Genomic DNA, 20,306 nt, shown 5'->3' on the forward strand with positions numbered 1-20,306 from the left:
CGTGCGGGGCCGCGTCGCGCCGGGCGCGGGGCGGCGGGGCGGGCCGGAGGAATACCTCGATCCTTCGTGAACGAGGGCGTCATCGTCGTCGTCGCCCCGCACGGAGTCGTACGTACTGCCGCTGTAGTACGCGGGCCTGTCGGCGTACGCAGGGGCTCTGACGTACGCGGACTCGCGAGGCGCCGCCGGGTGTGCCGCAGGGTGCGCTACCGGGTGTGTCGCCGCGAGGCGCCGCCGGGCCCCGGCGGTGGTCCTCGTACGCGTGAAGTGCCGTCCGCACGACGTGCCGTACGCGTGAAGTGCCGTCCGTGCGAGGTGCTGTACGCGTGAAGTGCGCCGTGCGCGCGAGGTGCCGCAGACGTGAAGTGCCGTCCGCGTGGCGGGAGATGCACGATATGCGTTACCGTGACCGCGTCATCACCCTCTGTGCGCTTCTGCGCGCATGGGGCGGCCCTCGGCGGTGCACCAACACCAATCCGAGGGCCTACACCACCAGTGGAGCTGCGAGGCCACCGGAAATGCTGCGCCATGTTATCGCGCCGTCCGTGCGCTATACGAAGGCATCGAACGATGTCGTACGTCATCCGCGTCTGAACAGTGACGCGAAGATCCTGATCCTGTACGTCCAGGGGCTCCCGGGCGACGCCACGAGCAAGCCGCTGAGCGAACTGGCCAACAAGCTGGGCATCAAGGGCCGCTCGTACCAGAAGGCGAAGCGCCTGCTCGTCGAGAACGGCTATGTGCACGAGCGGCGGAGCCAGGCCGAGGGCGGCCGCTGGCTGACCGAACAGCTCGTCACGAACGCCCCCCTGACGGGTGAACAGGCGTTACGCCTCCTGCGGGTGCCCGCCCCCGAGGTTCCGGCCGCGCCACCGAGTGGGCAGTTTCCGACGGTCGGCGGGCCGACCACTCGGGCGGCCGGTGACTATGGACCGGTAGAAGACCACAGCGATAAGACAACTCCCCACCCCCCTCCCGAACCTGAGGCCGTCACGGATCGGGAACCCGAGCCGATCCCGCGGCCACCCGCGGATCCGGGATCCGAGCCGCTTCCACAGCCCTGTGCGCCGAACCGGGCTCAACTCGCCCGCGCCGAACGGGTCCTGCTCTCCCTGCGTCACATCCGCCGCGAACTGAGCCTGGGCGTGGCCGAGGCCCGCGAACTCGCGGTGCAGGCCGTCAAGTGGTTCGAACGCGGGGCGAGCGAAGCCGACCTGCGTCACGCCCTGCTCGCCGAACGCCCGCAGGACGGCGTCCGCTCGGCTGTCGGCTTCCTGCGCTACCGCCTCGACCGGAAGCTCCCCGAACCCCTGGTCCAGGAACCGCCGCCCGGCGAGCGACCGCCCCTCCCCGAACTCACCGAATGCTCGGGCCCCGGCGAACCGCACGTCTTCCGCCCGCTGTTCGGCGAAGCCGAATGCCCTTCCTGCCGCAGGGCGGCCGCCGCAGCGGAACCGGAGCCGGAACCCCTCCCCTGGCGCGAACGCGTGGCCCAGCTCAACGGCACGGCGACGGCGACGGCGTCATCACCGGCCGGGAGTTGACCGGGTCCTGACCGGGGTCCGATCGGGGTCCGACCGGGATGCGTCTGTCAATACGCAGAACCCCCCATGTGATCTCCTCGCGCCGCCCGGCAGATTTGGACGAGCGGGCATGCGCCTGCTCGCACAGAGGGGCGTCCGTGCCTGGTGACCTTGAACGGAACGGAACGGACCGGACCGGACCGGGGCGGGAAATCCGACCTCGGGAGATGGGGGATCTGAGATGCGACCGATCAGCCGAATCACTGCCTGGGCCACGACCCTGGTGACCGCCGTGGGAGCCACGGTGGCGCTCGCGGGAAGCCCGGCCGCCGCCAACGGGGGAGGGTACTGGTCCATCTCGTGCGACTCCACGAACGCGTGCCTCAGGCTGTCGCTCGGACGCCAGGGGCCGGGCGGGCCGTACTGGAACATGATCGGCTGCGGGGTCCACGGCATCAACGACTACTACGACTACGGCTACTCCCGCGGCCGGGCGTTCGACGTCCACTACGCGGACGGCAGGTGGGACCGCGTCGAGTACGGGGCGCAGCGCCCGCTGGACGGCACCAACCGCGTCACGAGCGTCGACGTGCTCTGCTGACCGCCGACCGCTGACCGCCGACCGCTGACCGCCGACCGCTGACCGCTGACCGCTGACCGCCGCCCCGATTCGCGGCAGGACACCGGCAGGGCACAGCAGGACACAACGGGACACAGTCACGGGGGGCTGTGTCCCGCCCACTCCACACGACAAGAACGCCACCTTGGAAAAGGGGATCCGAGATGCGACCGACCAGCCGAATCACCGCATGGGCCGCCACCCTGGCCACCGCCACGGCAGCCACGATCGCCCTCACGGGAGGCCCTGCCTCCGCCGCCGGGGGCGGGTACTGGTCCACCTCGTGCGACTTCGGACGGGCGTGCATCAAGCTTTCGGACAGAAGCTCGGGCAAGGTGATCTGGAATGTGGACGGCTGCGGCTACCACACGATCAATGACTTCTACGACTACGGCTACGCCCAGGGCAATCCGTTCGTCGTCCACTACGCGGACCGGTCCTGGGACCGTGTCGACGCCTGGTCCAGCCGCCCGCTGGACGGCAACAACCGCGTCACGGGTCTCACCGTGAACTGCTGAGCCGAGCCCTCACGCGGAACGGCGGCGCTCCCGCACCGGACGAAGGCGCGGGAGCGCTGCCGTGCTCTCACCCGTCCCGGCCGCCCGGGGCCGGAGCCACGGCGTCCGGCCCACCGGCGGGCCGGACGCCGCGACCGCTCACGCTCGGGCGGGTGAGGTGCCTGCCGGGGCGAGGTGCCGGGCGAAGAACCGGACCGAGCTGTCGACCTCGAACATGGGCATGGTCAGGTGCCTGCCCGCGTTGGCGTGCAACGACTTCTCCCGCGAGGCGAAGGCGCCGAACAGGGCCAGACTGTCCTCGCGCGGGATGCGCTCGTTGTCCCAGTGCATGACGAACTCGACCGGAACGGTGATCCGGTCCGCCGCCTCGAACAGGGCGTCGGGCCACATCATCCCGAAGACCGCGGCCGTGATCCTGGGCTCGGCCGCCACCAGCGGCACCCCGATCGCGGACCCCAGCCCGAGGCCGACGTACCCCACCGGCCCGTCGGCGCCGATCTCCGGAAGCTCCTGGAGCGCGTCCAGGGCCGCCCGGTACTCGGGCACGGCGGTCTCCGCCAGCCGGGCGTTGTAACGGACGACGACCGGGCGTTCCGACTCGCCCGCCGCCTGCGCCCGGCGCAGCTCGGCGACGTCCTGCTCGTCCTGTGCGGAGCGCGGCCGGTCGCCGTGGCCGGGCGCGTCGATGACGGCGGCATGGAAGCCGCAGCCGGTCACGAGACGGTGGGCGCGGCCCAGCATCGCGCGGTGCCTCTTGTCGGCGCCGCCGCCGTGGCCCATCAGGACCAGAGGCGCCCGCCCGGCCGCGCCGGAGGCCGGCGACCAGAGGACGCCGGGAATCCCGTCCACGGTGAAGTCGCGTTCGACCACGCCGTCGGAGGCCGATTCGGCGGTGAAGTGAAGAGAGTTCATAGGTGTTGCCCTTTCGGGAGTGCCTGGAAGCGGAGGCGCTCCCGGCGACACCTACGTCAATCGCACGGCCGTGACGGAAAGGGGGAGCACCCACATCGATACTGCGTTCATGGGTCTCACCTCCTCGGGCGGTGTCACGGTCATGCGCAAACTACCAGCCCGGTGGCTGCGCCGCCCAACCCTTTTCCTCCGCCACGGCCCGCTCCGGGGCGGCCCTCAGCGCCGCCGGGTCGCCGCCGCGACGGTGGCCATGAGTTCGGCGTCGAGTACGGACGGGTCGGCGAGGCGGGTCGGGGCGGCGTAGGAGTTGAGGAGTGCCTTGGTGACGCGCAGGGCGGCCTCGGGGCGGCGCACGATGGGCTTGGCCCAGGCGGTGACCGCGTCGTCGAGTTCCCGCTCGGGCACGATGCGCTGGAGGACCGACAGTTCGTGCGCCTCGATGGCGTCGAAGGCGCGGCCGGTGAGGATGAGTTCGCGGGCGCGGGCGGCGCCGACCTCGTGGATGAGCCGGGGGAGTACGCCGCCCCAGGCGGTGGGCAGTCCGAGCGCCAGCTCCGGGAGCCGGAAACCGGCGGTGTCGGCGCCCACGCGCAGATCGCAGGCGAGGGCCAGCGCGAGGCCCGCGCCGATCGCCTTGCCCTGGATGCGGGCGATGGTGACGGCGTGGTTGGTGGAGATCGCCTCGCAGACCCGGCGGGCCTTCTCACCGGCGATCCGGATGCCCCGCCCGGTGGGGTCGTCGTCGAGCCAGTCGGCGAACTCGTCGCGGTCGCCGCCGAGGCAGAAGTCGTTCCCGGCCCCGCTGAGCACCAGGACCCGGATGTCGGGGTCCGGTACGGCCAGGACCGTCAGCAGATCGTCCAGCATCGCCTCGGTGACCGCGTTGCCGGTGTCCGGGGAGTTCAGCTCCACGCGGAGGACGGCGCCCTCGCGTTCGGTGCGCACCGTGCTCGGCCGGCGCTGCGGGGACAGGTACTGCGCGAGCGAGAGCTTCATATCGCCACGCCCAGCGAGGTGACCCGTCGGAAGACCAGCCGGGACGCGTAGTCGGCCGGTGCGACGGTGCGCAGGGTGGGGAACCGTTTCAGCAGCTGGGTGAGGAGGGTGCGCGCCTCCAGGCGGGCGAGGGCCGCGCCGAGGCAGTAGTGCACCCCGCCCCCGAAGGTCAGATGCGTACCGCCGCGCCGGACGTCGAAGGTGTCCGGGTCCTCGTTGCGCCGGGGGTCGTGGTTGGCGGCCCCGTACATGACGTGGACCATGCTGTCCTTGGCGATCGGGACGCCCGCCAGCACGGTGTCGTCCGCCGCGATCCGGGTGTTGATGTGGATCGGCGGGTCGTACCGCAGGACCTCGTCGACGGCGGCGTCGACGTAGCCGGGGTTCTCCCCGAGCCAGGCCCAGCGGCCGGGCTCCTTCATGAGCAGCTCCACCATGGCCGAGAGCAGCGTGGCGGTGGTCTCCAGGGAGGCGATGGTGACGAACATGGTGAGCCGGTAGAGGATCTCGTCGGCCGTCGCGCGGTCGGGTTCCCGGGCGTCCCAGGTGTGGATCCAGCCGGTCAGGACGTCGTTGCGGGGGTTGGCCCGGCGCTCTTCCACCAGTGCGGTGAAGTAGTGGCGCAGCTGGGCGGTGGCCTCGGCGGACACGGCGAGCTGGCTCTTGGTGGGCAGCAGCTCCTGGGCGTGCACCTGGTTGTGGGTGATCTCCAGGATGTGGGCGTAGTCCTCGGGCGGTATGCCCAGCCAGGACCCGATGGTGCTGATCGGGAGCTGTTCGCTGACGGTGCTGACGAAGTCGGCCTCGCCCTGGCGCAGCTTCTCGGCCAGATCGTCCAGGAGCCGGGTGACGTGCTCCTCGACCCGGGGGGTCAGCCGGTTGATGGTCGACCGGTCGAAGAGGTTGCCGAGGCTGCGGCGCTGGCAGGTGTGCTCGGGGGCGTTGAGCCGGGAGAGGGTCTTGGTCATCTCCTGGGTGGCGACGGCCTCCCAGCGCTCGGTGTCCGCCTGGCGCTCCTGCCAGGCGAAGTCGGGAGCCAGCCAGTTCCGGCCGCGCAGCACCTCGCTGCACGCGTCGTAACCCGTGACGAAGTAGGCGTCCCAGGGAGCGCGTACGACATCGCCCATCGCCCTCAGGTCGGCCAGCAAAGGGTAGGGATCAGCCTGCCCTTCGGGCGATTTGAGGCGTCTCAGGAGGGTGATGAGGGCACGGCGGTCGACGGGGGGCCTGTCTGTGCCACATACAGCGCTCACGCAGAGTTCCTTGGCCTGGGCTCATGGTTACCGGCAGAACCTACCCCTCCGCATATGCCAGCCATGCGTGGATTGTTGTTGCCCGTATCACAGAGAAACCCTGGTGCGGCCCCTTGTCATTTGTCTCGTGCGTCCCAACTCCCTCCTGAGTCACGGCCGTTACGGGGCCGCATGGCCGTTTTCCGCGTCCCGCACGCCCGGCGTGTCCCCGGAGGGACATTCGTCACGTTCCGGAACCTCCGCCGGCGGACGGGCCTCGCGCCCGGAGGCCCGTACCGGGGGACTCTCCTCGTGTCCGGAGGCCCGTGCCCCCGTGCCGGCGGGCGGCGGTCAGACCCGGAACACGTCCAGGAAGGAACTCCACCAGCCCTTCGTCTTCTTCTGCGGCTCCGCGTGGTCGTAGTGCGCGGCCGGTGTCTCGTCCGGGGCGGTGCTCCGGGACGGTACGGGCGACTGCGCCGCCGGGGCGGCGGCCGTACGGCGGGCCGGGGCCGGGGTGAAGACGACGGGCAGCGCCACCAGGGCCCGGTGGAAGGGGCCCGGCCGCCACTCGACACCCGAGGGGTGCACCGCGAGGGCGAGGTCGGGCACCGAGTTGAGGACCTTCTCGATCGCGGTGAGCGCGATGAGCTGCGCCGGGGACTTCGCCGGGCAGACGTGCGGGCCCGCGCCCCAGGCCAGGTGCGCCCCCTTGCTCAGGGTCTGGCGGGCGTCGGTGAGCGCGGGGTCGCTGTTCGCCGCGGCGAAGCTGATCAGTACCGGGGTGTCCGCCCGCAGCGTCACTCCGCCGAGGTCGATGTCCTGGACCGGGTAGTGCGTCGCGTAGTTGGCGATCGGCGGGTTGTTCCAGAGCACGTCGTCGAGCGCGTCCTCGACCAGCATCCCGGTGCCGCGCCGCTGCCCGGCCCCGGCGTCGTTGGACAGCATGAGCAGCAGCGCGTTGGCGATCAGATTGCGCTCCGGCTCGATGCCCGCGCCCATCAGCATGACGAGCTGGTCCTTGAGCTCCTCGTCCCGCAGCCCCGCCGGGTGCTGGATGAGCCAGGAGGTGATGTCGTCGCCGGGGTTGCGCCGCTTGAGCGCGACCAGCTCCATCAGGCACTCGGTCAGCTCGGCGTTGGCGCGCAGCACGTCCTCGCCGTCGAAGATCGCGGACATGCCACGGGTCAGCCGGTCCCCGATCTCGCCGGGGCAGCCGAAGAGCTGGTTGAACAGCAGGAGCGGCAGCAGCTTGGCGTAGTCGCCGAGGAGGTCCGCGCTGCCGCGCTCGATGAACTGGTCGATGAGGTAGTCGGCGATCCGCTCCACGTCCCGGCTGAGCCGGGTGGTGTTGAGCCGGCCGAGACTCTCGGTGACCGCCTTGCGCAGCCGCAGGTGCTCGGTGCCGTCCGTGAACAGGCAGTTGGGCCGGTACGCCATCATCGGCAGCACCGGGCTGTCCAGCGGCACGCGGCCCTCCCGCAGCGCGGCCCAGCGCCGGGCGTCGCGCGCGAAGAAGGACGGGTTCTGAAGCACCCGGAGCGCGGCCTCGTGCTGCACGATCAAGGTGGCGTCCACACCGGGGGCCAGCTCGATCGGGGCGGCGAGCCCGTGCGCCCGGAACGCGTCGTAGACGCGCTGCGGATCGGACGCGAACTCCGGCCCGTAGAGCGAGGTCTGTCGCTCACCGCGCATCGGGCACCCGCTGGGGGCGCTGTACGGGGTGGATCCCGGCGACGAGTCCATGTGTTGATTCCTCGATGTGATCGCGGGCCCCGAACGGGGCCCGGACGGTTGACGGAGAACGGGGCCGCGAGCCATGGCCCGGCCCGGGGCCGCCGGAGCGGCAGCGGGCCGGCGGCTCCTCAGGCCACGTGTGCCAGAAGGTGCTGGACGAGAGTGATCAGGGCCTGCGCGGACGACTTCTCGTCCCGGGCGTCGCAGTACACGACCGGGGTGTCCGGCAGCAGATCGAGCGCCTCGCGCAACTCCTCCTCGGCATGCCGGGAGTACGGATCGAAGCTGTTGACCGCGACCGCGTACTCCAGCCCGTACGTCTCGACCAGGTCGATCACCGGGAAGGTGTCGGCGAGACGGGCCGGGTCGACCAGGAGCAGGGCGCCCAGCGAGCCGCGCGCCATGTCCTCCCACAGCTCGACGAAGCGCTGCTGGCCCGGCGTACCGAACAGGTACAGCACCAGCTCGTCGCTGAGCGTCAGACGGCCGAAGTCCAGCGCGACCGTCGTGGTCACCTTGTCCGGCGCGCCCCTCAGATCGTCGATGTGCGCCCCGGCCTGGGTCATCCGCTCCTCGGTACGCAGCGGCGTGATCTCGGAGAGGGTGCCGATCAGGGTCGTCTTGCCCACGGCGAAGTGCCCGACGACGAGAATCTTCGCCGCACGCTGCACCGCGTCCGGCACATAGATGCTGCGGTCAGCCGAATCGGACGTGGAGTCCATGCAACACCTCTTCGAGGATCTTCCTGTCAACGAGCTGGGCCGGCGGCGGCGCCTTGCGGCGCATCAGATGACCTTGTTCCGCTAAGTCGTTCAGCAGCAGCCGTGCCACACCGACCGGCTGGCCGAGGTGACCCGCCACTTCGGCCACCGACAGATAGCCGCCCGAGCACAGCTCCCAGATCGCCCGGACCTCGGGGCTGGGGTTCGGGGGCGGCTGCCGCTCGGGCGCGATGGTGACCAGGGTGACGAGGGAGAGCTCCTCCGCATCGGGCAGGCCGCGCCCGCCGGTGATGACGTAGGACCGGACGAACCCGCTGTTGACGGCCTGCTCCTCGCCCGGCGCCGTCATACGTCGATTCCCGCGTCCTGGCGGGGAGGTGTGGTCATCGCCTTCCCCAGCGCGGTGACCTGCTGCTGCATGCGGAAGGACATGGCCTCCATGTCCACGTCGGCTGCGGCGGCGGCCGCCAGATACGCGCCGGTGCCCGCGGCGATCAGGAAGATCCAGCCGTGGTCGTACTCCAGCAGCGTCTGGCGCCAGCGGCCCGGGGCCTGGGCGCCGATGAAGGGCGCGACGGCCCGGCTCAGCGACTGCATGGAGCTCATCGCGGCCGCCACGGTCTCCGCGTCGTCCCGGCCGATCTCACTGGAGTTGGCCAGCAGCAGACCGTCGGCGGAGACGAGGATCGCGTGCCGGGCGCCGGGTACCTGGAGCACATCGTTGAGCACCCAGGACAGATCGGGGTTCACTGGAACTCGGGTCCTTCCATCGTCGTCGTGTCACGCCCGGACCGGGTTCCGCGCTGGAACGCGCCCAGACGGGAAGCGGTCTCCTCGCTGCTGCGCACCGGCTCCGGCTCGGCCGACGGCACGACCGACACCGGGCTCTTGCGACGACGCTTGGGCAGGCCGCCTGCGGTGGTGGCGGATCCGAAGGGCTGCGGAGCGGCGGCCGACTGCGCGACCGGGGGGAACAGCGGGGTCGGGGACGGCGCGGGCGCCTGACGCGGGTGCAGCGCCGCCACGTCCGCGTCATGGTGCTCGGCGGCGACCGGGGGCGGCGACGGGACATCGCCGGTGAGCAGTTCGTCGGGCAGGAGAACCACCGCGCGTACGCCTCCATAGGGGGATACGGAGTCCACCGAGACCTTGAACCCGTAACGGGCGGCCAGGAGACCGGAGACGGCGAACCCGAACTGCGGGGGAATGCCCAGGCTGGAGACGCTGATCGCGGCCTGCGGGGAGAGGAGGGCCGCCGCGCGGTCCTTCTCTTCCTGGCCCATGCCGAGACCGGCGTCGTCGACGATGAGGCAGACGCCCGTCGGGACCGCCTGGATGTTGATCTCCACCGGGGCGCCCGGGGCGGAGTAGTTGGTGGCGTTGGCCAGCAGCTCGGCGAGGACGACCGCCACGGGCTCCACGGCCCTGCTGACGACCGAGAAGTTCACCTGCCCGTTGACCCGTACCCGGTCGAACTGCCGGATGCGGCCCTGGGCGCTGCGGGCCACGTCGAAGACGGAAGCGACGGTCTCCCGGCGCCCGAGCCAGCCGCCGCAGAGCACCGCGATGCCCTGCGCCCGGCGGCCGAACTGGCTGTTGGCGTGGTCGATGGCCATCAGGTCGGCCAGGATGCCGGGGTCGTCGCCGTACTTGCGCTGGGCGTTCTCGATGACCACCTGCTGCTCGTCCGCGAGGCCCTGGAGGGTACGCACGGCGGCCTTGAGGACCGCCTTGGTCTCCTCCTCGGCGTCCTTGCGGACGTCGGCGAGCTCGGCGGAGTGCTGGTGCGTCAGCCCCGCGTAGGCGACGTGGAGTTCGTCGCGCTGCCTCTGTAGCACATCGCGTTGTTGATGGAGGTCCGCGTTCTGTCTGCGCAGTCCGATGTTGGTCCTGCGAGCCCGCAGAACGGCACCCACGGCGACCAGCGCGACGACAACCAGTGCCCACAGAAGAGGGCCCTGTGCAAATGTCATGAGACTCACTTCAAGTGCCATGGCTATGGATACGGCTTGACGCTCCCTCATGTGTCACGGCGCCGGGCTGGTCCGGCCACGGTCCGCGCCACTCAGGGAGGGCCCCTCCGGGTGTGGGGCCGAGGAATTCATCCCTCCCGGAATGCCCCCATATGCCATCAGCCCACTGGAAGTAAGATGATCTTAACATCGGTCAGGTGGGCAATTGTCAAGACGGACACGCCAGTTGCACTGTTGACGCCGAATGTTCACAAGCGAGCCCCGTCACAGCATGCCGTATGCCCGGACGCCCGACGCCACGAGCCGCCTGAACAGGAGATTCGCGGGGGCGCGGGGGCGCCGCGACGACTGCGCTCGGGGGTGGGACATCCCGGGGCTTCTGCCTCTGCTTCTGCTTTTGCTTCTGCTTCGCGTGGGTACCCATCTCAGGGGTCTCTGCCTCAGGAGCGCGTGTCTCAGGGGTGTGTGTCTCAGAGGTGCGCGTCTCAGGGGTGCGCGGGCAGTCGTAGCGCCGTGCAGCCGTCGCGCCGTACCTGGTCCTTCGCGAACGCGGTCACGTACTCACCCAGCAGCGCGCGCCGCTCCTTACGTTCGGCGTCGGTCGGCGGGCCGGACGGCTCGCCCGACTTCCGGTGGAAGTAGTCCTCCCCCCAGCGCGCGGTGAAGCCGACGTCCTCGCCCCCGCACGTGGCGGTGGCCCAGGCCAGTGAATCGGTCAGCACCGGCCGTCGGGCGGCGTCCCCGCCCGACGGCGACGAGTCGTCGTCCGCGTCGGCCTCGCGCGGGACGGTGCCCCAGTCCCCGCGCCAGCCGGTGAGCTCGACCAGCGGCCTTCCCGGCTTCGCGCCGTCGCCGTCCGTCCCCGGCGCGCGCAGGGTGCACCGCCCGAGGACCCCGCCGTCGGCGACGGCGATGCGGACCGTTCCGTCGCGCCCCTCCGCCGGGACGCGCGTGGTGGCGAGCGCGGCGCAGGCGGTGCCCTTCGCCTCCGCGCGGGGCACGGAGGCACCCGTGTCCGGTACCGCCCCGTCCTTCGGCGCGGGCAACGGGGCGCCGCCGCAGCCGAGTTTCCCGGTCACCACGTTGGTCATGCGCACCGCCAGCCGCAGCATGGCGGCCTTCTCCTCGCGGCTCTCGGCGAAGTAGGCCCAGGTCCCCACCAGGAGCCTGCGGGGCTTCCCCGAGGAGCCCTTGCCGCGCGGGCATTCGGGCATCAGCAGAACGCGGCTGTACTCGTCCTCGAAGCCGGGCAGCCCGCCGGGCAGTACGGCGTGGGGGGCGTAGGACCGGGCGACGAACGACAGCTCCTCGTTCCGGTCCGCCCCCGCCGGGTAGGTGTCCACGGCGACCACGACCTTGTCCCGGTCGCTCTTCAGCACGCAGTGGTAGGCGCCGCGTTCCTCGTCGAAGGACTCCGTCTCCGAGCCGAGCCGCACACCCGTCCGTACCGTCTTCAGATCGTCCCCCGACAGCTCGCCGCCGCACGCCTCGCGGGCCAGCCACCAGTCCTTCACCGGTGCCCTGACCGAGGCCCCGACGGCCACCAGGACGACCAGTGCGCCGACCGAACCCCACAGCCACCCGCGATGCCGCCGCGTCCAGCTCTCCATCCGTGTCTCCCCGTTCACCCGCACATGACTCCTTGCCCGTACCAGTGTGCGTACCCCGACCGCCCGCCCATGGCCCGGGTCGGTGCGGTGGCGGGGGGCGGCTCGCGTCAGGGCGAGGGTGTCGGGGGGCTGTCGTCCGCAGGCGTGAAGATGCGGTCCAGGTGGTGGCGCAGCACCTCGACGGCCGACTCCGGATCGCGCTGGCCCACCAGGATGCTGGTGCCCATGGCGGCCGCCATGGCGAGCAGCCCGATGGCCTCCGTGCGCGCGTCCACGCGGGGATCGGCCACACCGGCCTCCTGGCCCCGGCGCAGCAGTGCGGCGAGGGCGTCCTCGGCGGCGTCGGGGCGGGCGGTGAACGGCTGGGCGGCCAGCGCCTCGTCGGTCACGGACAGCACCGCGTACGAGGTGTAGAGGAGGTGGAAGGTGCGGCTCTCCTCGTCGGTGGGGAGGGAGGTCAGGAGCAGCGCCTCGGCGGTCGCACGCGGACCGGGGTCCGCCCCGGCGGCCCGGAGGCGGTCGCCCACCCGCTCCGTGAACCGGTCGGTCAGATGCTGGAGCCCGTAGAGCAGCAGCTTCTCCTTGGTGCCGAAGTAGTACTGCACGAGCCGCAGTGATACGCCGGCCTCGGCCGCCACGTCCCGCATGCCGACCGCGTGCAGTCCGCGCCGCCCGGCGACCCGGACGAGCGCCTCGGCGATCTGGCCCCGACGTTCCTCGTGGTCCACGCGCTTCGGCATGCTCCCGTGTCCTCGCCCCTCGGTGGTGGCTGTGTACCCCGGCTGTCCGGAGGTCTTCATGGTACCGCCGTACCACCATAATGGTACGGTCGTATCACGAAGAATCGATCCCGCCGGATCCTCATCGGAGGTGCCGCTGTGCCCGAGAACGCGTCCCGTGCCCGCCGTGACGTCGGCCGCTATGTCAACGACACCCTGCGCGACCGCTACTTCGCCGCCTGCGAGGCCGTCTATGCGCTGGGCGCGCCGGCCTGCTCGGAGACCGACGTCGAGACCGCCTTCGGCACCACGCACGTGTACCGGTACGGCCCGGGGGGCTCGGGAGGTTCGGCGGGTCCGGTCGATCCGGCGGGTCCGGTGGGTCCGGTGGGCCCGGTGGGTCTGGTTGGCTTGGCGGTCCGGGCGGACCCAGAGGCCCCTCCGGCCCCTTCTTCCCCTCCGACCCCGGCTGTCCCGGCGGCCCCGGCTGTCCCGGCCGAGGTGTCCGATCCGGTTGGTCGGGCGAATGTGTCGGGTCAGGCCGGCCCGGACACATCCGCCGGGGACCGCACGCCCGTGGTCCTGATCCACGGCTCGGGCGGCTGCTCCGCGCAGTGGTACCCCAACACCCGGGCCCTCGCCGCCGACCGCCCCGTGTACGCCCTCGACACCCCCGGCGATCCCGGCCGCAGCGTGCAGCGCGAGCCGATGTGGCAGCCCGAGCGCGCCGCGCAGTGGATGGACGAGGCGTTGGACGCGCTCGGCCTGGACCGGGTCCACCTGGTCGGCTCGTCCTACGGCGGCTGGCTGGTCATCAACCAGGCGCACCTGCGCCCCGGTCGGCTCGCCTCGGTCACCGCCCTCGATCCGGGCGGGCTGGAGAAGGTGGGCCTGCGCTTCTTCGTCTGGATCTTCGCCAGCCTCTTCGCCACCTCCGCGCCCAAGGCGCTGCGCCCGCGCCTGGCGGCCTGGCTGGAACAGCCGGTCCTGGTCGTGCCGGAGCTGCGCGCGATGGTACGGGCGGGCGTACGGGCCTTCCGTATCCGCAGGCCCGCCCCGCTGCCGCTGTCCGACGAGCAACTGGGCTCCGTCCGGACCCCGTTCCACCTGATCATGGGAAGGCGCAGCCTGCTGGTCCGTCCCCGGCGGCAGTTGGAGCGGGTGCCCCGCCTGATCCCCGGCGCCCGCGCCGAGATCGTCGCCGCGACCGGTCACGGGCCGCAGGTGGACCACCCGGACCTGGTCAACGCCCGGATGCTGGCCTTCATGGCGGAGGTCGACTCCCGCGCCCCGTCCGTGAACCGGGCCGCCACCGACGCCTGACCGCGCCACCCGCGCGGCAAGGACCGGGACTCACGCGCTTCCGGGGAGGCGCGGACTACGGGCGGGGGCTCTCCTCGAAGTACGGCAGGACCATGTCGACCAGCGCGTCGACATCGGCGTCGACCATCGGCTTGCCGGTCATGCCCATCCGGTGGAGCAGGACGCCGACGACGACATCGATGAAGAACAGGACCCGGTGTTCCGGCTCGCCGAGGGCCTCCTGGAACGCGAGCAGGTACGGGGCCTGGAACCGCGTGGAAAGGACCTCGCGCAGGGCCGGATCGCTGACGGCGTCGCTGAACACACCGGCGAACGCGTCGCCCACCCCGGGCTCGCTGATCCTGGCCGCCGTCCAGCGGATGGCCGAGGACATGCGCGCGGCCCGGTCGGCGCCCTCCAGCGACGCCGGCCCGAGCGCGTCGAGGAGGCAGTCCACGATCAGCTCGCCCTTCGAGGGCCAGCGCCGGTAGACCGTCGACTTCGCGATACCGGCCGCGGCGGCGATGCGCTCGACGGTGGCGCGCGCGTAGCCGAGTTCCCGCACCGTGCTCAGCGTGGCGGCGAAGACTGCGGCGTTGATGCCCGTGCGCGGACGGCCGGGCGGTCTGGCGGATGTGCTCGATGGCATGGCCACAGGGTACTTGCTTTCGCTACCTTGGGTATCGATACTTTCGGTATCGATACTTGTGGTAGCGAAACTCTGTGCCAAGGAGATGAAGAACTCATGACGGAGACCGAGAGCGCGATGGCGAGCGGGACGGAGAGCGGGGCGGAGAGCCGGACCGGGGCCGGGGTGGGGACCGGGGCCGAGGCCGGTGCCACTGATGCACCGCGCCCGCCGGCGCCCGACTGGCTGAAGATGACGGCCGAGGAACTGGTCGCGTACCGCGACGCGGAGAACCGATTCCGTGCGTCCGACGCCGCCCGCGCGTTCACCGGGCAGCCGGATCCCGGCGCCACCATGGAATGGCGGCGCGTGCCGTTGGACGGCCGTGAACTCCCGGTCCGGGTGTACCGCCCGGCGCCCGGCCGGGACGGCGAAACCGCCAACCCCCACGAGCCCGACCAGCCCACCACCACGCCTTCCAACTTGCCAAACCCGCCGGACCGGGCGGACCAGCCCGACCCGTCCGACCCGTCCGACCTGTCCGGCCAGCCCGGCCTGCCACTCGTGCTCCACGTGCACGGAGGCGGTTTCGTGGGTACGGCGGTGCAGTGCGACTGGGTCAACAGCCATATCGCCACCCGGCTGCCCGCACTCGTCGTCTCGGTCGAGCACCGCTTACTCGCCCCGGACAGCCCGCTGTCGGCGGCCGTCGAGGACGGCTGGGACGTGCTCCAGCACGTGACACGGCATGCCGCACAGTGGGGCGTCGACCCGTCTCGGACGGTCGTCTTCGGCGAGAGCTGCGGCGCGTTGATCACCGCTCTGGCCGCGATCCGGGCGAGGGAGACCGGCCTGCGGCTCAGGGCACAGGTGCTGGTCAACCCGGCTGTCGACGTGACCGGGACGATGTTCGACTACGCCTCGGTCGCGGAGCATGCGTCCGGTCCGGGCCTCGTCGAGCCGCAACTCCGCCTGTTCCAGCGGCTCGCCGTTCCCCCGGGGACCGATGCCCGCGCGCTCTCGCCGCTGTACGCCGAAAGCCTGGAGGAACTGGCCCCGGCGCTGGTGGTGGTGCCGACCCAGGACGCGGTGGCGGATCACGGCCGCCGCTATGCCGAGCGGCTGCGAGCGGCCGGGACATCCGTGCGGCTCACCGAATACCCGGGGGCCATCCACGGATTCCTCAGCCTGCCGGGCGTCGTACCGCAGGCCGAGGCCGCGCGGACGGAGATCCTCGCGTTCCTCCGGTCCTCCCTCGCCGAGTGACGAAAGTGATGAGTGACGAACGAAGAGTGGAGCGAAGGGACCGCACCCCGATGACGAAGACACCTCATGAGCGGCGAGCCGTCGGGGCGATGTACACGGGCCTCGGCCTCGCCGTGCTCGCGACGATCGCCCCGTACGTGGACCGCGCCACCACCCACCTGCTGGCCGACCACATCCGGGCCGGCTACCCCACGTACGGCCAGGCCCGGATCGACTCGGCCGTCACCACGTACCTGGTCCTCCTCTCCGTGGTCGGAGCGCTCGGCGTCCTCGGCTGGCTCTGGACGGCCTGGGCCGTCAGGACGGGCAGGCGGTGGGCCCGCCCCGCCGTGACGGTGATGTTCGTGCTGGGTACGGGGATGGGTCTGACGGGGCTCCTCACCAAGGACACCTCCGGCACCACCGGCCTCCCGCCCGTTCTGGGCTGGACCGGAATGGCCCCGAGCCTGGCGGGCCTCCTGGCCGTAGCCCTGCTGTGGAGCCGCCCACGCCAACCACACCCATCACGCTAGCCACCACAACCACGACAGCCACGACAACCACGCCTGCCAGGAGGGGGCCCGCCCGCGCCGGGCCGCCCGCTGTGCCGCCCGCCCCAGGACTGTCCGCACGGCTGTCCCGCAGGCTCGACCCGACCAACACCCGCAGGCTCAATCCGGCGTCTAAGCAGGCGGGTTGAGCCTGCGGAAGTATGTCCAGCTCGTTTCGTTCGGCTCGGTCCACTTCTCCGGGGCGTGGGCGAATTCCGGGTGGTGGGCGGCGATGTGGGCGCGGGTCCGCTCGGGGACCTCGGCGTACGAACCGAGCTTGTGGCCCCGGCAGTGGAAGGTGAGGCCGCCGGGCGCCTGGCCCCGGGCCATCCACGGCAGCCAGGGGGACATCCGGGTCCACGACATGGTGGCCGGGACGCTGGGCGCCGAACCTGTCAGGTCGGCCCGATCCGCGAAGAATTGAAAGAGTTCCAGGGCCTTGTAGGTGTCACCGGCCGAGTGGACGGGGTACTGCGCCACCGGCAGGGGCGAGGGGTAGGCGAGCGGGATCTCCAGGCTGAAGCAGACCTGTCCGCCCAGCTCGGTCGTCGGGATCGGGAAGGGGCGCCATTTCTGGTTCGCCGGGTCGTTCCAGACGTGCACCACCGGCAGGTCCTGCCAGGTCTCCAGGATCTCGCGGGTGACGGGGTCCAGGTAGAAGGCGGCCTCGCGGGTGAGCAGTTGGTAGGCGTCCGGGCCGGCCTCGGCATCCTGCACCAGCCGGGCCACATTGATGCCCTCGAAGCCGAAGACGCGCTGATAGGGCTCGTCCGGAGCCCAGGAGTACACGTCCCCGGACCACCAGTACGTGACCTCCTCACCGTCGAGCGAGGCGCGGGTGCGGGCGAAGGAGCGGAGCAGCTCCGCGGGTGTCGTCATGGGAACCACTCTGCGCGGCTTCTGCCCGTGCCGGAGGAAAACACCGCAGCCGTGCTTCGAAAGGCCGGATGCGGTCGGCCGTTGGTCCAGCTGCCCGACCGTCGCGACCGTCGCGGACAGCGCGGACAGCGTGGACGGCGTGGGCCGCAGATCGGGGAGGATGTCCGCTTGCCTCCATTCCGTCAAGTTTGCGCGTATTCCACTCGACGTCCATCAAGTATCGTCACCAGAAAGCTTGGTTGTGCCGGAACGCAATGCCAATGCCTCGAAACTCAGGGCATTTTCCGACGCTCGCCGTGTATCACCGACGTGATGCGAGAAGGCTCTTCCTGTGTTCTCCCAGGGGGAATTGGGCAGGAACTGACTGATCGTTTTCGTGGTAGGCTTCAGTGAATTCACAGTACGCCACGAAAAAAGGGGAATGGCGTGAATACCGAGAAGGCTACGGCCCGTCGTCTTACGGCCGAAGAGGTTTCGGAGCTGGGTCTCCAGGACGAGATCTTCGTCTCGGCGGAGGCGGAAGGCCTTCCTCTCGACTGCTACGCCCCGGCTTTCCTGACGAAGCCGGGCAAGAATTTCGAGGGAGGGTCCTTCACCGCGAAGACGGTCTTCGGTGAGGAAGTCCACGTCCTCCCGGACAACGCCGAAGAGCGCGGGATCTGGGTCGCCGACAAGTCCGGGGAAACAATCGAGGTTCTCCAGAGCGCCGGCGTCCTCCTGAATCTCGCCCTCTTCGTTCCCAATGGGAACAAGGAATCCCTGGATTCGCTCTACGCCGCCGCCCGGGACGCATTCGGTGCCGGGATCGTTCAGCGCTGGAGCGAGGAGGCCGTCGCGGTTCCGGACGTCAAGGTCGACCTGTTCGAGGAGCCGGCCCGGGGCCGGAAGAACACGAACAACCAGAACCGCGACCGCCGCGCCCTGGACATCTACCCGACCCGGGTGCGCTTCCTGGAGCCCAGCGACGGCTGGAAGTTCGTCGTCGAGCCGCACAGGGAGATCGTCGACGACACGCCGACGATCTGACGACCCTGAGGCCCCTGACGGCCTGACCTGATGGCAGGTGGGTTGTGGCCGCTCGTGGGAGAGGGAGCAGGGAGCAGGATCAAGCGCAGGATCAAGCGCAGGAGCCCGTCAGCTTGCTGACGGGCTCTTCGCCGTCCAGGCCGCGTGCCGTCCGGGCCGTACGCCGGTCGATGCCGTGTGTCGGTCGGTGCCGTGTGTCGACGTCTCTGTCTCTCCTGGGCCGTCGCGCCCCTCCTCTGTCGTGGAACCTCTCCGGTTGTCGCCGGTCCCCTGCGGAATCGTCCGCGATCGGTAACAGAGCTTTCTCGCAGAGACGTTCGTATGACTTGATGGGTGCACGGCATCGGCGGATACGGCAAAGGGGCGGGCGAACATGGCGAAGCACAAGGGAAAGGGATGGCACAGCAAGCTTCTCGCGGCGGCGCTCGGGGTGACGGCGATGGCCGCGGCCACCTCGGTCTGGACCGCGCAGGCCGAATCCTCCGGAGGACGGCAGCCGGAAGCCCATGTCTCGACGCCGGACGCCCGGCACCAGGACCGTAACGTGACCAAGGTGGCGGAGGACATCGCGCACGCCTCGGACAAGGGCGCCCGGGGCGTCAACATCACCATCGACGACGGACCGGACCCGACCTGGACGCCGCAGGTGCTGCAACTGCTGAAGGACAGCGGCGTGAAGGCCACCTTCTGCATGGTGGGCACCCAGGCCCAGGCATACCCCGACCTGGTCAAGGCCGTCGTGGCCGGCGGGCACCGGCTCTGCAACCACACGGTCTCGCACGACACGTCCATGGACAAGAAGTCCGAGGCCTACCAGTCCCAGCAGATCCTGGACGCCGAGCGCATGATCACCAAGGCGTCCGGCGGCGTCCGCCCGCAGTACTACCGGGCCCCGGGCGGCGCCTTCACCCCGTACAGCAGGCACCTCGCCGCGTCCCGGGGTATGCGGCCGCTGGGCTGGAACGTCGACACCAAGGACTTCGAGCACCCGGGCGTGGACGCCATGGTCGCCACCGTCAAGAGGGAGATCTCCAACGGTCCGACCGTCCTCTTCCACGACGCGGGCGGGGACCGCTCCCAGACCCTGGCCGCTCTCCGCGAGGTGCTGCCCTGGCTGCGGCAGCAGGGCTACTCCTTCGGCTTCCCCGTCCGCTGACCGAGCCCGACCCGTATCGCCGCCCTCAGCGCCCCCGTCCCCGCCTCCGCCCCTGTCCCCGCCCCCGTCTCCGGCCGCCCGTGCCGTGCGCCGGATTCATTCGACGAGTCCGCTGAACAAGTCCGCGAGGACGAGAAGCCCCAGGCCCGCCGCCTGGGGCTTTTCCGCGAAGCGGCCGACCACAGCGGTTCTCGCGCCGCACGTACGCCGCGCACTTCACCCCACGTACGCCCCTCGCTTCACCCCGCGCGTACGCCGCTTGCTTCACCCCGCACGTACGCCGCTCACTTCACCCCGCGTGCGCTCGGCCCTGCCGGGTGCCGGGGTGCTTCATGCCTCCCGATGGTCCAGGGTGCGTACGAACTGCTCGGTGAGCTGCTCGGTATCGATGTCGTCCGCGTCGCGCCCGGACAGGATGTGGAAGAAGGGCGGCCCGATCAGGAGCGCGGTCGCCTGTTCGCGGGAGAGCGCGGTGCCGCTCGACTCCCGGGCCGCGTCGACGACCTCCGCGGCGCTCTCCCCGAGGATGTCGCGGGAGGCGAGCAGCGCGGCGACGTCCGCGTCGTGCTGGGCTTCCCCCATCAGCGCGCGGTAGGCCGCACCCGCGTGGGAGCGGGACAAGAAGGCGACGAGGGCGTCGAGATAGGCCCTGAGGTCCCTGCGGAGGTCGCCGCTGCCGGGCACGGACAGTTCGTGCCGGGCGTCGAGGGCACTGGCCTCGTAGAGGACTTCCGCCTTGTTCGACCACCAGCGGTACACGGTCTGACGGCCCACGCCCGCCCGCTCGGCGATGCCCTTCATGGTCAGGGCTGCGTACCCGACCTCGACCAGGAGGTCGTCGACGGCGTGCAGCACGGCGACCCGTGCGCTTTCACTGCGGGGTCGTCCGCGACCACTTCCATCCACCATGCCGCCACTTTATACGAGGCATGGTGTCTCGTATGTGTTACCTTTACGG

The 20,306-nt window shown here is 70.9% G+C and carries 20 protein-coding genes and 1 pseudogene; 8 read left to right on the forward strand and 13 right to left on the reverse strand.

Translation table 11 applies throughout. The features are described from left to right. Nucleotides 1-326: 326 nt before the first annotated feature. From ACFVFH_RS11990 to ACFVFH_RS12000, 3 genes are all read left to right on the forward strand, one after another. A complete protein-coding gene (locus ACFVFH_RS11990) occupies nucleotides 327-1,544 on the forward strand; it encodes a hypothetical protein (protein WP_383766200.1) in 1,218 nt (405 codons plus the stop codon). Nucleotides 1,545-1,764: 220 nt separating this feature from the next. Beyond that, nucleotides 1,765-2,124 carry a hypothetical protein gene (locus ACFVFH_RS11995; protein WP_383766201.1) on the forward strand — a complete coding sequence of 120 codons (360 nt, stop codon included), beginning with the start codon at nucleotides 1,765-1,767 and terminating at the stop codon, nucleotides 2,122-2,124. Nucleotides 2,125-2,306: 182 nt separating this feature from the next. Then, nucleotides 2,307-2,660 carry a hypothetical protein gene (locus ACFVFH_RS12000; protein ID WP_383766203.1) on the forward strand — a complete coding sequence of 118 codons (354 nt, stop codon included), beginning with the start codon at nucleotides 2,307-2,309 and terminating at the stop codon, nucleotides 2,658-2,660. Nucleotides 2,661-2,798: 138 nt separating this feature from the next. Here ACFVFH_RS12000 and ACFVFH_RS12005 read toward each other — a convergent pair whose 3' ends face one another. The 10 genes from ACFVFH_RS12005 to ACFVFH_RS12050 form a co-directional block, all read right to left on the reverse strand. Beyond that, nucleotides 2,799-3,572 (reverse strand): alpha/beta hydrolase, encoded by a 774-nt coding sequence (locus ACFVFH_RS12005; protein ID WP_383766204.1) that lies wholly within the window; start codon nucleotides 3,570-3,572, stop codon nucleotides 2,799-2,801. A gap of 216 nt (nucleotides 3,573-3,788) precedes the next feature. After that, nucleotides 3,789-4,568: an enoyl-CoA hydratase/isomerase family protein gene (locus ACFVFH_RS12010; RefSeq protein WP_383766205.1), complete on the reverse strand. Its 780-nt coding sequence runs from the start codon at nucleotides 4,566-4,568 to the stop codon at nucleotides 3,789-3,791. After that, nucleotides 4,565-5,695: a cytochrome P450 gene (locus ACFVFH_RS12015; protein ID WP_383766797.1), complete on the reverse strand. Its 1,131-nt coding sequence runs from the start codon at nucleotides 5,693-5,695 to the stop codon at nucleotides 4,565-4,567. The genes ACFVFH_RS12010 and ACFVFH_RS12015 overlap by 4 nt, the downstream gene beginning before the upstream one ends. A 456-nt stretch (nucleotides 5,696-6,151) precedes the next feature. Next, a complete protein-coding gene (locus ACFVFH_RS12020; protein ID WP_383766207.1) occupies nucleotides 6,152-7,546 on the reverse strand; it encodes a cytochrome P450 in 1,395 nt (464 codons plus the stop codon). 119 nt (nucleotides 7,547-7,665) lie between these two features. Beyond that, nucleotides 7,666-8,259: an ATP/GTP-binding protein gene (locus ACFVFH_RS12025; protein ID WP_383766209.1), complete on the reverse strand. Its 594-nt coding sequence runs from the start codon at nucleotides 8,257-8,259 to the stop codon at nucleotides 7,666-7,668. Next, a complete protein-coding gene (locus tag ACFVFH_RS12030) occupies nucleotides 8,234-8,608 on the reverse strand; it encodes a DUF742 domain-containing protein (protein ID WP_329921768.1) in 375 nt (124 codons plus the stop codon). Before ACFVFH_RS12030 ends, ACFVFH_RS12025 begins: the two co-directional genes overlap by 26 nt. After that, the gene (locus tag ACFVFH_RS12035) at nucleotides 8,605-9,009 is read right to left on the reverse strand and encodes a roadblock/LC7 domain-containing protein (RefSeq protein WP_266417211.1); all 405 of its coding nucleotides are present in this window, start codon (nucleotides 9,007-9,009) and stop codon (nucleotides 8,605-8,607) included. The genes ACFVFH_RS12030 and ACFVFH_RS12035 overlap by 4 nt, the downstream gene beginning before the upstream one ends. Continuing rightward, nucleotides 9,006-10,232 carry an ATP-binding protein gene (locus ACFVFH_RS12040; RefSeq protein WP_383766210.1) on the reverse strand — a complete coding sequence of 409 codons (1,227 nt, stop codon included), beginning with the start codon at nucleotides 10,230-10,232 and terminating at the stop codon, nucleotides 9,006-9,008. The genes ACFVFH_RS12035 and ACFVFH_RS12040 overlap by 4 nt, the downstream gene beginning before the upstream one ends. Before the next feature lie 485 nt (nucleotides 10,233-10,717). Continuing rightward, nucleotides 10,718-11,860, reverse strand: coding sequence for a hypothetical protein (locus ACFVFH_RS12045; protein ID WP_383766211.1), 1,143 nt, complete (start codon nucleotides 11,858-11,860; stop codon nucleotides 10,718-10,720). Between the two features lie 89 nt (nucleotides 11,861-11,949). Then, nucleotides 11,950-12,582, reverse strand: a complete 633-nt coding sequence (locus ACFVFH_RS12050; RefSeq protein ID WP_383766213.1) for a TetR/AcrR family transcriptional regulator — start codon at nucleotides 12,580-12,582, stop codon at nucleotides 11,950-11,952. A 534-nt stretch (nucleotides 12,583-13,116) separates the two neighbouring features. Between ACFVFH_RS12050 and ACFVFH_RS12055 the strand changes: the two are divergent. Next, a pseudogene (locus ACFVFH_RS12055) lies at nucleotides 13,117-13,884 on the forward strand (alpha/beta fold hydrolase); the annotation flags it as partial. 55 nt (nucleotides 13,885-13,939) lie between these two features. On the opposite strand, the gene ACFVFH_RS12060 reads toward ACFVFH_RS12055, so the two are convergent. After that, nucleotides 13,940-14,512, reverse strand: a complete 573-nt coding sequence (locus ACFVFH_RS12060) for a TetR/AcrR family transcriptional regulator (protein ID WP_383766215.1) — start codon at nucleotides 14,510-14,512, stop codon at nucleotides 13,940-13,942. A 231-nt stretch (nucleotides 14,513-14,743) separates the two neighbouring features. Between ACFVFH_RS12060 and ACFVFH_RS12065 the strand changes: the two genes are divergently transcribed. Continuing rightward, nucleotides 14,744-15,757, forward strand: a complete 1,014-nt coding sequence (locus ACFVFH_RS12065) for an alpha/beta hydrolase (protein WP_383766799.1) — start codon at nucleotides 14,744-14,746, stop codon at nucleotides 15,755-15,757. Nucleotides 15,758-15,807: 50 nt separating this feature from the next. Then, a complete protein-coding gene (locus tag ACFVFH_RS12070) occupies nucleotides 15,808-16,269 on the forward strand; it encodes a hypothetical protein (protein ID WP_383766216.1) in 462 nt (153 codons plus the stop codon). A 150-nt stretch (nucleotides 16,270-16,419) separates the two neighbouring features. Here the strand turns inward: ACFVFH_RS12070 and ACFVFH_RS12075 are convergent, their stop codons facing one another. After that, nucleotides 16,420-17,166 (reverse strand): DUF1838 family protein, encoded by a 747-nt coding sequence (locus tag ACFVFH_RS12075; protein WP_383766218.1) that lies wholly within the window; start codon nucleotides 17,164-17,166, stop codon nucleotides 16,420-16,422. Between the two features lie 426 nt (nucleotides 17,167-17,592). Here ACFVFH_RS12075 and ACFVFH_RS12080 point away from each other — a divergent pair, with 426 nt between their 5' ends. Together ACFVFH_RS12080 and ACFVFH_RS12085 are read left to right on the forward strand one after the other, a co-directional pair. Then, on the forward strand, nucleotides 17,593-18,192 hold the full coding sequence (locus tag ACFVFH_RS12080) for a hypothetical protein (protein ID WP_383766219.1): 600 nt from the start codon (nucleotides 17,593-17,595) through the stop codon (nucleotides 18,190-18,192). Nucleotides 18,193-18,565: 373 nt separating this feature from the next. Next, nucleotides 18,566-19,348: a polysaccharide deacetylase family protein gene (locus ACFVFH_RS12085; protein WP_383766221.1), complete on the forward strand. Its 783-nt coding sequence runs from the start codon at nucleotides 18,566-18,568 to the stop codon at nucleotides 19,346-19,348. A gap of 330 nt (nucleotides 19,349-19,678) precedes the next feature. Here the strand turns inward: ACFVFH_RS12085 and ACFVFH_RS12090 are convergent, their stop codons facing one another. Continuing rightward, nucleotides 19,679-20,257, reverse strand: a complete 579-nt coding sequence (locus ACFVFH_RS12090) for a TetR/AcrR family transcriptional regulator (protein WP_383766222.1) — start codon at nucleotides 20,255-20,257, stop codon at nucleotides 19,679-19,681. Between the last annotated feature and the right edge of the window lie 49 nt (nucleotides 20,258-20,306).

It is taken from the genome of Streptomyces sp. NPDC057697 (assembly GCF_042799335.1).
Taxonomy (GTDB): domain Bacteria; phylum Actinomycetota; class Actinomycetes; order Streptomycetales; family Streptomycetaceae; genus Streptomyces.

What these genes read in the sequence shown, in the direction of transcription:
- ACFVFH_RS12005 (WP_383766204.1), bottom strand. Translation starts at nt 3,572, where the DNA reads ATGAACTCTCTTCACTTCACCGCCGAATCGGCCTCCGACGGCGTGGTC.
- ACFVFH_RS12050 (WP_383766213.1), bottom strand. Translation starts at nt 12,582, where the DNA reads ATGCCGAAGCGCGTGGACCACGAGGAACGTCGGGGCCAGATCGCCGAG.
- ACFVFH_RS12085 (WP_383766221.1), top strand. Translation starts at nt 18,566, where the DNA reads ATGGCGAAGCACAAGGGAAAGGGATGGCACAGCAAGCTTCTCGCGGCG.
- ACFVFH_RS12065 (WP_383766799.1), top strand. Translation starts at nt 14,744, where the DNA reads ATGACGGCCGAGGAACTGGTCGCGTACCGCGACGCGGAGAACCGATTC.
- ACFVFH_RS12075 (WP_383766218.1), bottom strand. Translation starts at nt 17,166, where the DNA reads ATGACGACACCCGCGGAGCTGCTCCGCTCCTTCGCCCGCACCCGCGCC.
- ACFVFH_RS12030 (WP_329921768.1), bottom strand. Translation starts at nt 8,608, where the DNA reads ATGACGGCGCCGGGCGAGGAGCAGGCCGTCAACAGCGGGTTCGTCCGG.
- ACFVFH_RS12070 (WP_383766216.1), top strand. Translation starts at nt 15,808, where the DNA reads ATGACGAAGACACCTCATGAGCGGCGAGCCGTCGGGGCGATGTACACG.
- ACFVFH_RS12025 (WP_383766209.1), bottom strand. Translation starts at nt 8,259, where the DNA reads ATGGACTCCACGTCCGATTCGGCTGACCGCAGCATCTATGTGCCGGAC.
- ACFVFH_RS12040 (WP_383766210.1), bottom strand. Translation starts at nt 10,232, where the DNA reads ATGACATTTGCACAGGGCCCTCTTCTGTGGGCACTGGTTGTCGTCGCG.
- ACFVFH_RS12060 (WP_383766215.1), bottom strand. Translation starts at nt 14,512, where the DNA reads ATGCCATCGAGCACATCCGCCAGACCGCCCGGCCGTCCGCGCACGGGC.
- ACFVFH_RS12000 (WP_383766203.1), top strand. Translation starts at nt 2,307, where the DNA reads ATGCGACCGACCAGCCGAATCACCGCATGGGCCGCCACCCTGGCCACC.
- ACFVFH_RS12010 (WP_383766205.1), bottom strand. Translation starts at nt 4,568, where the DNA reads ATGAAGCTCTCGCTCGCGCAGTACCTGTCCCCGCAGCGCCGGCCGAGC.
- ACFVFH_RS12090 (WP_383766222.1), bottom strand. Translation starts at nt 20,257, where the DNA reads ATGGTGGATGGAAGTGGTCGCGGACGACCCCGCAGTGAAAGCGCACGG.
- ACFVFH_RS11995 (WP_383766201.1), top strand. Translation starts at nt 1,765, where the DNA reads ATGCGACCGATCAGCCGAATCACTGCCTGGGCCACGACCCTGGTGACC.
- ACFVFH_RS12015 (WP_383766797.1), bottom strand. Translation starts at nt 5,695, where the DNA reads ATGGGCGATGTCGTACGCGCTCCCTGGGACGCCTACTTCGTCACGGGT.
- ACFVFH_RS12020 (WP_383766207.1), bottom strand. Translation starts at nt 7,546, where the DNA reads ATGGACTCGTCGCCGGGATCCACCCCGTACAGCGCCCCCAGCGGGTGC.